Source organism: Bacillus cereus, from assembly GCF_002564555.1.
Classification (GTDB): Bacteria; Bacillota; Bacilli; order Bacillales; family Bacillaceae_G; genus Bacillus_A; species Bacillus_A cereus_K.
This window is the reverse complement of the sequence record NZ_NUVD01000006.1, coordinates 19323-31127: the sequence shown is the minus strand read 5'-3', so window position 1 is coordinate 31127 and position 11805 is coordinate 19323. Positions and strand designations below refer to the sequence as shown.

Genomic DNA, 11805 nt, shown 5'->3' with positions numbered 1-11805 from the left:
ATTCATAAAAAAATACCGAGAATCAGCTTGATTCTCGGTATTTTTCAAATTATTTTGCTGTATGTTTTCTAACAGCTGGTAAAATTTCAGTAGCAATTAATTCGATGTTTTTCTCGATTTTGTCAAATGGTACACCACCAAAATCAATTTGTGCCATAAAACGTTGTTGTCCAAATAATTCATATTGATAAAGCATTTTTTCAATAATTTGTTGCGGGCTGCCAATCATTAGCGCGTCACGATAATCTAATGCATTTGTAAATTGTTGCTTCGGATATCCGCCTCCACGTAACGCTATCATTCCAGCATTTATGTGAGGATAATATTCACTCAACGCATCTTGTGAATTTTCTGCTGTATAAAATAAACTCGTTGTTGCAATCGGTAAACTCGCTGGATCAAATCCACTTTGCGTAGCCGCCTCCCGATAAGCATCTACTGATACTTTAAAATTAATAGCTGGTCCACCAAGTGTTGTTATCATCATCGGAACACCTGCGCGCCCCGCTTTTATTGCACTTGCTGGCGGGCCACCTACAGCACGCCAAATTGGTAAGTTATTATTTTTCGCTCTTGGAATAATCGAAGCTTGTTCCAATGGTGCCCTGAACTGCCCCTTCCATGTCATACTCTCTTCTTTATTAATCTTTAATAAAAGATCCATCTTCTCTTCAAATAGCTCTTCATAATCATTTACATCATAACCAAGTAAACTATATCCTCCAATACGAGATCCACGACCAGCTACGATTTCAGCACGGCCATTAGAAATTAAATCAATTGTAGCGAAATCTTCATATACTCGGACTGGATCTGATGTACTTAATATCGTTGCTGAACTTGCAATTTTAATATTTTTCGTCGCTTGTGCAATGGCCCCTAAAATGACTGTATGGGCTTGCGTCGTAAAATGCGTTTGATGGCTTTCCCCAACCGCAAATACATCTAGGCCCGCTTCATCAGCTAACTTTGCTGTTTCAATAAGTTCACGAATTCGCTCCCCTGCACTTAATTTTTTCCCATTATGCGGATTTAAAATATGATCCCCAATTGAATATAATCCAAACTCAATTCCTTTACTTATATCCATGCGGTATTTTTCCATAGTCGCTCTCTCCTTTAATCAAGTGGTATTAGCTTCTCTTCTATTTCTTGTCTTCGTTCTTCTAAAAATGGTGGTAAATCTAGTTCTTTTCCTAATTCTTCAACTACTGAGTCTACTGTAAATCCTGGTCCATCAGTCGCAATCTCAAATAAAATTCCATTTGATTCACGGAAATATAAGCTTTTAAAATAAAAACGATCAATAACTCCAGTTGTCTGAAAACCTCTATTTTTCACTGCTTCATTCCAATAGTTCAGTTCTTCATCATTTTTTACACGAATCGCTAAATGGTGAATACTTCCCTTTCCTGGTCTCTCTCTTTCTCCCTCTTGCTCTTTTACTAAAATTTCTCCGAAAGACTGACCTGAAACAGATTGATATAATCCTTCATTATCAGAGCGAGATACTTCTTTATAACCAAACAATTCAGTTAATGTTTTTGATAATTTATTCAAGCTCCGTACTGTCATTTCAACTGTACTCATACCTAAAATCCGATTGTCTGGCTCTATAGAAGATTCATCCCATGCAGCCCAAAATTCTGGTATTTCTTCTCCGTTATTATTTAGCAATACTAAGCGAAGACCGTCTGGATCTTCAAAATGCAGCGCATCTCGTCCTGCATTTGTTGTCAATTCTCCATGTGTCACCCCGAATGATTCAAAACGTGTTTTCCAGAAAGTAAGGCTCTCTAGTGACGGTACAAGTAATCCTATTTGCGTTATCGCATTCGTACCACGAATTGTTCTGCCAACGTTCGGCATTTCAAAAAATGATAATTCAGTTCCTGCACTACCTGTTAAGTCACCATAAAATAAATGATACATAAACGGATTATCTTGATTGACCGTCTTTTTCACTCGTCGTAATCCTAAAACATCTCGATAAAAATCATTATTCGTTTTCGCATTTTTTGTCACCATAGAAATATGGTGGTGTCCTGGAATTGTATACATAAAACTTCCTCCCCTTTATCACTTGATTAGTCAATTGAATGAGTAAAAAAAAATTACTCATTCGGTAATTCTTTTTTTTCGCTATGTTTGTGAACTTTTGTCATCAACTCGTATAGTATTTTCTGCTCTTCTTCATTTAATACGTCATCAAAAAATGATGATTGGAATGCAAGTTGCTCTGGCAATGCCCTTTCTAAAGCGGCTTCCCCTTGCTCTGTAAGACTAATTGTTTTCGTTTTCCAATCTTGTTTTCGTATAATATAGCCTTCTTTTTCAAGGCGTGTTAACATTCGAGAAATACCACCTTGTGTAACAGTAACCTTTTCAGCTAACTCCATTTGTGTTAACGGCTGATATGTCCGTATTTGCAAAAGCACATCAAATTGAGCTGTTGTTAAATCAAAACGTTTTAAAAACTCATTTGACATTTGATTACTTTGGTTCGTAAATCGTATTAAACGTAACCATATTAACGATCCTATCGTATTATCACGCATATTTGATCACTTCCTATCGTGAATCTTACTATCACTTTACCACTCAAGTGATAGTAATGCAAGTGATAATTACATTTTTTATACAACTCAATTTACTTAAGCTTGAAACAATAAGTTATATCGAAATGCATCACTCGTGTAGTGTCAGGTCTACCTGCCGTTCTCTACATCTCCATACAAAAAAGGATTAAGCTCCAATGCCTAATCCTTATCATGCATTTATTTTTGTTTTCCAAAACGGTATGTTTGAAATTCACACCATCTAACCTAATATTTTTTTGCCGTACCGTCATTTCATTCAAGCTTACCGTTTTCATGTAAAACTTGTATAGGTTTGCCCTTGTTTACACCAATCAGGCTTTTACGAGATACATCATTTAAGTTTCACTTTTACTTCCTCTTTAGACATAACATCAGGTCTATAAATTAATTGAAGATTAGAATCACCTTTTTTCGCTTCAAATGTTATCGCTCCTGTTAACTTACCATTTGGATCTACATCTTTAATTTTAAAAATATTTTTATTGCTAGTTGAAAATGTATGGTCAACAACACTTCCATCGCCTCTTTCAAGGTAAAAATCTAATGGGTTAATTCTAACTTTTTGATTACCAACATTCTCTACTGTAACATGAACAATAACAAACTCATTACCTTTTTCTAGCTTATCATATTCTGCCACTTGTGCTATTTGCACCTTATGGACTGTTAATTTTTGATCTCTAATTTGAGTAGTTTTTTCAACATTATATTCCCTTGTATCTTCTTTCTTCGCATCTTCTTTTTTTTCACTACTTTGCTCTTCCTTAGTATTATTTGATACGGTTTTAGCTACTTCTTCCTTCTCATCGCATGCCGATAAACTGAAAGCTAATGTCCCTGCTAAAGTGATTGTCCCAATTTTTTTAAACATAAATTCCCTTCCCCCAATATAAAAATGATAAAAATTCCCAAAAACTATATGTTATGATAACAGATGGACGAACAGCATGTTGTCATTATGTGTCGAATATAGTAAAGCGATTTATAAGTATGAAGTATCACTTCACTCCTCGTCTGTTCGACATATGATAAAATCTCAAAAATGAGATATCTACCTTACTTACGAACTCTTTCTTCTCATAAAGTGAAACTTTAATCAGTGGAGGTTTTGTTCCCCCCACTGATTATTAGCCCGACTCCCACCTAACTTCTTTGCTTCAGCCTAGAGGTGGGAGTTTTACCACCTACAAATAGCGGGATAAATATGAGTATCTTAAAGTTTCAAATAAGAAAAAATTCAAATAATATGATGAAATTAAACAAAACATTCGTATAAAGGTGGACAGAACATGCATATTTCTAAACAATTTATAAAACCGTTTCCTGCATATGAAGAAGTATTTTATGATAATTTGGAACTGCATAAAAAACACTTTTTACCCATTTGCCCTATAAACTTACAATGTATTGAACCGGAATGGGACGAATGGTTACATATTGTGTCAGCAAAGGAAATTAACGAAGACTGCGTTAACGAAGAAGAAATTTTTGACTATACTAATCTTCTATATGTGCCAAAAGATGAATATGGCCATCCCTTTACATATGTTGGATTTGTCACAGAATATTATTTTCAAGCTTATGGTGCAGATCGTGTATACTTATTCTTCAATAAAGAATTAAGAAAAGCAGTAATTTGTCTTGAGTATACATAAGATAATTAAGAAAAATCCATTTTGAACCTTTTTACTTTACTCAAAATGGATTTTTTATATATAAGCTATCTTTCACATCTACTGTGAAATGTGTAAAACCTCATATATTGTAATATCCTTCATTTCTTCCGTTTCAGGCTTTTTTTCATAAAAATTAAACTGACTATATCCCCACTTATCTGGATTATATACTATTACATTTCCCAAACAATATTCTGTATTTTGTGCATTCTGATTCAAAATGCTAAATTGAGTCCCAATCAATGATTTACTTTGAGAAATACTTCCTGCATATTCAACAACGTATCTACTTTTCTTAAAATCATCACTGAGATTCACAACTAAAGGTATACCTATATTTATTTGTTGCCACCCGAATGATTGTAAAATATTATCGTAATACCCTTCAAAGATAAATTTGTTCATCCCTTCATGACCGTTCCAAATATATAAAGGTGCATAACAGTTATAGAAATTTCCAGCCTTACCTGCCTCAGCAATTAAATAAGCTTTAAAATTCAATTCTTGAAAGCCATCAGTTTTATACCCATTATCCTTTACCCTCTTCCTAATACCCTCCATATCATAATCTTTTGGCAAAATGACCTTATATTGCATACCAATCATGTTTATCACTCACTTTCGATCTTATATACATAATGATAAATCGATGACTGGCTGACGTAAAATAGGTATAAATTATGTTTGATATCATTTATAATGATACCCAATAAGGGGTTGAAATGAATGGAAATAAATGATCTTATCATATTTAAAACTGTAGCTAACGAAGGATCTATTAGTAAAGCTGCTAAAGAGTTAGGCTATGTGCAACCAAATGTGACTGAGCGAATCAAAAAATTAGAACAAGAGTTAGAAACTCCTTTACTACATAGAGATAACAAAGGTGTTTCGCTGTTACCTTCTGGTGACATTTTATTAGAATACACGAATAAAATATTAACTCTATTAGAAGAAGCGAAAAATGAAATCAAAACGAGTGATTCTTCTTATGTAATAGCGACGTCACAATCTATTTTGACAAATTATTTAAGTATGCGTATTAAAAAAAATTTTAGAAGTTATCAAATATACATTGAAAGTAGTAGCCACTTACAAAAATTATTACAGCAACAAAAAGTTGATATGGTCATAACTTATGAGGATTATTCCGACGTAGCGTTTAAAAAAGTATTTACCACTTCAATTTCTGTAGGTTTATTAAAAGCGAAAGAAAAGTCTACCATTGACTATTCAAAGGAACTTTTTTTCGTTAGTAACGACAAGAAGTGTCCTTTTAGAAATAAGACTATACAATTTCTAAAAGAAAATAATCTATCTCAGCGTCAACTTCAGCAATTAGATTCTTATTCGCTTATTGAAGACTTTATTAGTGATGGAAAAGGAATAGCCTTTTTACCGATTAGAAATGAACAATTAGTAACAATTGAAGATGTTCCAATAGAAAAATTAGCTGTCCATTTTTTTACAAATGGAAACTTTATAAAACATATCCCTGTTGAACTATTTGGTTAATATAATGACTTTGTTTACAAACTATCAAATTACATACGCCTGATGTCTTTTTCAAATAAAAATCCCTCCTTAACGAATCGAAAAGAGGGATTTTCATATTATTTGCAATATATTTTTCACACGTTCTGCTCCACTCCAGTACTTTTCTCTTTCTTACTTCTTTTAAAATTCTTCAACTTCTTAATCGTTCCAACTAATCCTTTCGGAAAAACTAGCAATACGATGATATACAATAAACCGAGAATAATCGTCCATCTTTCAAATATTGGATACTCTGTTGCTAGTTCTGATAAATAATATTTCAGTGATTCAATAATTCCAGCTCCAGCAATGGCTCCGATTAATGTCCCAACTCCTCCAATCATTGTCATCAATAATGCATTTAACGTCATTTCGATTGAAAATACAGTCGTATTGACAAAGCGCAATGTGATAACAAATAAACCACCGCTAATTGCGGCTACTACTCCTGCAACAACACTAGCAATAATTTTATAATGAAGAACTTTATAGCCAAGTGCTTCAACTCGTTGTTCATTTTGTGAAATTGCCTTCAATACTTTTCCAATAGAAGATTTTGTGAAAAGACGTAACAGAATAAAAATAAAAATTAAACATATAAGTGTTATATAATAAAACGTAAAACGATCACGGAATATATCTGGTACACCAAAGGTAAAACCATCTCCCCCGTGAGTAAGCCCACGCCATTTTTCAGCAAGTACGAAAAACAACTGTGAAATAGCGAGTGTTAACATTGCATAAAAATGACTTTTTAACCGTAAAGAAAGCAAACCGATTATATAACTAACAATTGCCGAAACGATAATTGCAGCCACTATACCTAAGAAAAAATTCGTTATTGATACTCCTTGCCGATCAAACAAAAGTGCTACCCCATATGCTCCTATTCCAAAGAACATACAGTGACCGAACGATACAATTCCTGTATATCCAAGCAATACATCAAAACTCATTGCAAAAATAGCAAAGATGAAAATTTGCGTGAACAAAATTAACAAGCTCCGTGAATCATTTACGAATGGAAATACGCTTAAACAAATGAGCATAAATACTCCGAAGTATACTTTAATTCGGTTCGATGTGCTGTTCACCATTTCACCCCTTTTCACCAACAAGTCCCGTTGGCTTCACTATTAAGAAAAATAGTAACATCAACATATTAATTGCAAGAGATAAATCTGGCATGAAATAGGCTGTAAACGCACCGGCTAATCCAACAATTAAAGAAGCAATAGCTGAACCTTGTACGCTTCCTAAACCGCCAATTATTACTACAATAAAAGCTAAAATTGCATATTGCATACCCATTTCCGCGAAAATAACGCCTGAATATGGTGCAAGTAGGAATCCACCTAATGCTGCCATCCCTGCTCCTAATAAAAAGACGAATGAGAATATCGCTTTTACGTTAATACCGAGCGCTTGAACCATCTCTTTATCCATTACACCAGCACGAATCATAAGTCCTATTTTTGTTTTTTTCAGCAGTAATAGTAAAGCAATATAAATTAGTATCCCAACTAAAATAACGAATAGGCGATATTTTATTAAGATAACTCCTCCAAATGTAAAACTTCCTTGAAGCCATAAAGGTAACTTTGCAGCAATTGGATTAGGTCCCCAAAATATTTTGATGCACTCGCTCAGAACAAGCATTCCTCCGAGCGTAACGAGAAGCTGCCGAACATGGTTTCCATACACTGGCCTGATAAGAAATTTTTCTAAAATGAACCCAAGAAACATCCCCATAGCGACTGCTCCAATTAATGCTAATAGATAACTACCTGTCACATTGAATAACCAAACGCCTGTAAATGCTCCCCATGCAAATAAACCGCCATGCGCAAAATTCAGTACACTCATTAAACCGAAAATAAGTGATAGACCAGAAGCTAATAAAAATATGAGCATCCCTGTCGACACGCCGTTTACAAATAAGTTAATTAACACATCCACGTTCTATCCCCCCGTATCAATGCTAAGAAATACCTAAATATTTATGACACGTTTCCTTATCCTCACGTAATGCATTCATGAAACCGTTATGCACAATTCTCCCATTATCCATAATGTAAAAATAATCACCGATTTGGCTAGCCATCATAAAATTTTGTTCAACAAGCAAGACAGTCGTTTTCTCTTTCATTTTCAAAATAGCTATCATTAATTTTTCTATCATAATTGGGGATAGCCCTTTACTCGGCTCATCAATAAGTAATAAACCATCACTATTAATAAACGCTCTCGAAATGGCCAACATTTGTTTTTGTCCCCCACTTAAAAGTCCACTTTTCTTATACCAAAATTGTTTTAAGTCTGGAAATAATTCGAGCATCCAATCTATTTTCTCTTCGACTTCTGCTCCTTTTCCCCTCGCAAGAGAGAAGGTCTCTTCTACTGTCAAATCATGAAAAATCCCTTGATTTTCTGGTACATAACCTATACCTTTCCTAGAAATCAAATGCGTAGATAGTCCATTTACTTGTGTACTATCATAATAAACTTCACCATGTGCAATCCGGTGAAACCCCATAACCGATCGTAATGTCGTAGTCTTTCCTGCCCCATTTCTTCCAAACAGTACAGTAATCGTCCCTTTCTCAACAGAAAGGGATACCCCTTGCAAAATATGAAACTGATCTAAATACGTCTCTATATTATTCACTTGTAATAGTGCCACTGTATAGTCCCCCTAAATAAGCACTTTGTACACGCTCATCTTTCATAATCTCTTCTGGCAATCCTTCAGCCAATAACTCACCATGAAATAAAACGATAAGATGGTCTGACAAATCTAGTACCATATCCATTTTGTGTTCAATAAGTACGATTGTGCTCTCTGGATTCTTTTTAATATTTTCAATTACTTGTAATATAGCCGGAACTTCCTCAACCGAAATACCTGCCGTCGGTTCATCCAGTAGTAATACATCCGTTTTTAAAGCGAGCAACATCGCAAGCTCTAACTTTCTTTTTTCCCCATGAGCTAAATCTTTCGCTAATACTTTCTCTTTCTCATGAAGTAATACTGTCTTTATATACCGGCGTGCCTCTCCGATTTGCTGTTTCAAACGTGAGGCATTAGGAAAGAAACTGTAGTAATCTTGAACGAATGATTGAACACTTAAACGTACATTTTCAAGTACTGTTAGCTCCGGAAAAATATTCGTCAGTTGAAAAGAGCGCCCAATCCCTAAGCGCGTTCGATCTGAAATTGATAGTTTTGTAATATCTTGGCCTTTAAAATACACTTCACCTTTCGTTGGAGAAATTTGTCCACTTAGTAAATTAAATAATGTTGTCTTTCCTGCCCCATTCGGTCCAATAATTGAAATGAGCTTCCCTTTTTGTACCGCTAAATTAACGTCCTTAATAACCTGATGTTCACCAAAAGATACACAAAGGTTTTTCGTCTCTAGCAAATGTGTCATGAAATCCCTCCCACTGAAAACCATTTTTATGCAGGAAATTAGTATAAAGAGGGTGTCCCCTCTTTATACTAAACGACAGAAAATTCAGTTTATTTATTCTGAACTGGTGGTTCTGTCTCTTTCATCTTCAATTCTCTCTCTAAAACAGGAACTGGATAATCAACACCATCTTGCTTTTTCAGCGTAATAGAATATAGTGTTTGTAACGCTTGATGATCTTTCTCTCTAAACTTCATCTTTCCTTTCGGCGTATCAAATTCCATCCCTTCCATTTTCTTAATAAGCGTATTTACATCGGTATCACCTTTTGTTTTCTTTAAAGCTTCCACAATAGAAATTGCCGCTGACATTCCTCCTGCTGTAAACAAATCTGGCACCGTACCATTAAATCGTTTTTTATGTTCTTCAACTAACCAATCATTCACCTTATTTTTAGGCAGCGTGTGATAATAAACAGAAAAACCTTGCATTCCTACTAATGCATCCATCGTTTTTAATGCTGGTATATCTGGCGCGCCAGTAGAAACTTTAATGCCTTGTGCTTCTACATTCATATCTTTTAACTGTTTCCACGGTGAATTCGCACCTGCCCAAACGATAAATAAATAATCTGGTTTTGAGCTTATAATGTTTTGAATATTCGCGGTGAAATCAGTTGAATTCGTATCCGCGTATTGCTCGTTTACAATATTCGCACCTAATTTCTTCGCTCCAGCTTTAAATGCAGCAATCCCTTCACGTCCAAAAGCGTTATCTGGGGCAAACGTCGCAATCTTTACATCTTTTTTTGCAATCGCTGCTGCTCCTGCAATTGCATCTTGCGAAGAGTTTCTTCCTGTTCTAAAAATATATTTATTCCAGTTCTTCCCCGTAATACTATCAGCAACTGCTGGTTCTACAACCATAATTTTTTCATATTCCTCTGCTAGTGGTAAAACTGCTAGCGTATCACTTGAACTAGATGATCCAACTAAGAAATCCACTTTCTCTTCTTCTAATAACTTCGTAGCTTTCTTAACCGCTACATCGGCTTTCGTTTCCGTATCTTCTACAACAAACTTAATCTTCTTCCCTTCCACTTTCCCTGTTCCGCCAGTTGCATAGTCTAACCCTAATTCAAACCCGTTCACTGTTTGTTTTCCATATGATTCTAATGGACCTGTTAAGGAAGCAAGAACCCCTACCTTAATTGTTTTTTCATCCTCAGTACTTGTTTTCTTTCCTGAACATGCTGCTGTTACTAATAATGATCCTAAAACACAACCAGTAACCACCGTTTTTAGCCATTTACGTTTTTTCATCGACATTGTGATCCTCCCCATACTTTACTTTCTGATAGAATCAAACACGCCAAATTCCCCTGTCCGTAATCATGACTTTTAAACTTTACAATTGGTAATGGAAAATTCTTGTAGTAATCTCTACATTCGGCACAAATCTATAATCACCTTCCTATTAAATGGAAACGGACATACAATCCATATATATTCCGTTATGCAAATGAAATTACTGTTTCATTACAGGAATCATCACGAAAAAAGCTGCAAATAATTAACTTACGTTAATTATTTGCAGCCTACAGCCTCCCTAAAAAGCACTTAATTATTTTCTACTTTCTCTAACCCTTCAACTAATTGTTTCTTATCTAACCCTTCCCCTATTACTACCAAGTTTGTCGGGAAACCAAAATCTTGTTCCAATAAAGTCGGTACCCCAAACGAATATTGGAATAAATGAGGATATTTATCTCCATGGAATTTCACAAAACCTTTCACACGATAAATACTATCTGGTAAATTCGAAAGCCATTCATATAATTTGTCTTGATCAATCGCTTTTGTAAATTGATACGTCATCGTTTGTATATGTAAATGCTGTTTGACATGTAGTGTCTCGTGTTCTCCATCACTTACAAATTTAGCTTCTTCAATATCACTTAAAGATATATTACAATACTTTGTTTCAAACAATTTCGCATGATTATTTATTGCTTTCACATCTTCAAGTACTTTGTTTTTATCTTCTTCTGTTAGTAAATCTGATTTATTAATTAAAATGTGGCTACCAAACTTCATTTGTTCATGTAGCAATTGCTGAACGTTTGCGCTCAATACACTTCGATTTAACCATCTTACTGCATCTAAAACGACTACAATAGATTTTACTTCAAGAAAAGGTGCTAATATAGGTGATACGCATGCATCTAACACTTCAATCGGATGCGCGACACCTGTTGTTTCTATATAAATTACATCTGGTCTTTCTTGCTGATATAATGAATGCAATTGTATTTCAAGTTCCTCTTTTAACGTACAACAAATACATCCTTTTAAAAGTTCTCTTAACACGTTTTCTTTACCAATAATATCTGTATCGACTGAGTATTCACCAATCTCATTCATTAATACTGCAACTTTTCGATCCTTCTTCTTTTCTGCTAATAATAAATTTTGCAGTAATGTTGATTTTCCGCTACCTAAAAAGCCACCTAATATATGAATTTCTACTTTATTCATTTGACCGACCATCCATTCCTCTACTTCAAATCCCTTCAAAGCG

General features: G+C 34.6%; 13 protein-coding genes. 2 read left to right on the top strand and 11 right to left on the bottom strand.

What is annotated here, in order from left to right; genetic code table 11:
- Positions 1 to 49 precede the first annotated feature (49 nt).
- From COI75_RS02235 to COI75_RS02220, 4 genes are all read right to left on the bottom strand, one after another.
- On the bottom strand, positions 50 to 1105 hold the full coding sequence (locus tag COI75_RS02235; protein ID WP_000417561.1) for an LLM class flavin-dependent oxidoreductase: 1056 nt from the start codon (positions 1103 to 1105) through the stop codon (positions 50 to 52).
- A 14-nt stretch (positions 1106 to 1119) separates the two neighbouring features.
- Entirely contained in the window at positions 1120 to 2061 is a 942-nt protein-coding gene (locus COI75_RS02230; RefSeq protein ID WP_000288046.1) for a ring-cleaving dioxygenase, read from the bottom strand.
- A gap of 53 nt (positions 2062 to 2114) precedes the next feature.
- Complete coding sequence (locus COI75_RS02225) at positions 2115 to 2558, bottom strand: MarR family winged helix-turn-helix transcriptional regulator (protein WP_001205512.1); 444 nt, start codon at positions 2556 to 2558, stop codon at positions 2115 to 2117.
- A 373-nt stretch (positions 2559 to 2931) separates the two neighbouring features.
- Positions 2932 to 3471 carry a DUF4352 domain-containing protein gene (locus COI75_RS02220; protein WP_000473359.1) on the bottom strand — a complete coding sequence of 180 codons (540 nt, stop codon included), beginning with the start codon at positions 3469 to 3471 and terminating at the stop codon, positions 2932 to 2934.
- 418 nt (positions 3472 to 3889) lie between these two features.
- Between COI75_RS02220 and COI75_RS02215 the strand changes: the two genes are divergently transcribed.
- The gene (locus tag COI75_RS02215) at positions 3890 to 4255 is read left to right on the top strand and encodes a hypothetical protein (RefSeq protein WP_000548207.1); all 366 of its coding nucleotides are present in this window, start codon (positions 3890 to 3892) and stop codon (positions 4253 to 4255) included.
- A gap of 78 nt (positions 4256 to 4333) precedes the next feature.
- Here the strand turns inward: COI75_RS02215 and COI75_RS02210 are convergent, their stop codons facing one another.
- A complete protein-coding gene (locus COI75_RS02210; protein WP_098381304.1) occupies positions 4334 to 4882 on the bottom strand; it encodes a DUF4865 family protein in 549 nt (182 codons plus the stop codon).
- A gap of 120 nt (positions 4883 to 5002) precedes the next feature.
- On the opposite strand from COI75_RS02210, the gene COI75_RS02205 reads away from it, so the two are divergent.
- Positions 5003 to 5791, top strand: a complete 789-nt coding sequence (locus COI75_RS02205; protein WP_000404977.1) for a LysR family transcriptional regulator — start codon at positions 5003 to 5005, stop codon at positions 5789 to 5791.
- Positions 5792 to 5907: 116 nt separating this feature from the next.
- Here the strand turns inward: COI75_RS02205 and COI75_RS02200 are convergent, their stop codons facing one another.
- The 6 genes from COI75_RS02200 to COI75_RS02175 form a co-directional block, all read right to left on the bottom strand.
- Positions 5908 to 6861, bottom strand: coding sequence for a branched-chain amino acid ABC transporter permease (locus tag COI75_RS02200; protein WP_002095742.1), 954 nt, complete (start codon positions 6859 to 6861; stop codon positions 5908 to 5910).
- A gap of 49 nt (positions 6862 to 6910) precedes the next feature.
- Positions 6911 to 7771 carry a branched-chain amino acid ABC transporter permease gene (locus tag COI75_RS02195; protein WP_000382811.1) on the bottom strand — a complete coding sequence of 287 codons (861 nt, stop codon included), beginning with the start codon at positions 7769 to 7771 and terminating at the stop codon, positions 6911 to 6913.
- A gap of 22 nt (positions 7772 to 7793) precedes the next feature.
- The gene (locus tag COI75_RS02190) at positions 7794 to 8495 is read right to left on the bottom strand and encodes a branched-chain amino acid ABC transporter ATP-binding protein (RefSeq protein WP_001196699.1); all 702 of its coding nucleotides are present in this window, start codon (positions 8493 to 8495) and stop codon (positions 7794 to 7796) included.
- Positions 8473 to 9246, bottom strand: coding sequence for an ABC transporter ATP-binding protein (locus COI75_RS02185; RefSeq protein ID WP_000149308.1), 774 nt, complete (start codon positions 9244 to 9246; stop codon positions 8473 to 8475). Before COI75_RS02185 ends, COI75_RS02190 begins: the two co-directional genes overlap by 23 nt.
- Positions 9247 to 9335: 89 nt before the next feature.
- Positions 9336 to 10553 (bottom strand): substrate-binding domain-containing protein, encoded by a 1218-nt coding sequence (locus COI75_RS02180; protein ID WP_000062012.1) that lies wholly within the window; start codon positions 10551 to 10553, stop codon positions 9336 to 9338.
- A 291-nt stretch (positions 10554 to 10844) separates the two neighbouring features.
- On the bottom strand, positions 10845 to 11762 hold the full coding sequence (locus COI75_RS02175; protein WP_033657175.1) for a CobW family GTP-binding protein: 918 nt from the start codon (positions 11760 to 11762) through the stop codon (positions 10845 to 10847).
- Positions 11763 to 11805: the final 43 nt, after the last annotated feature.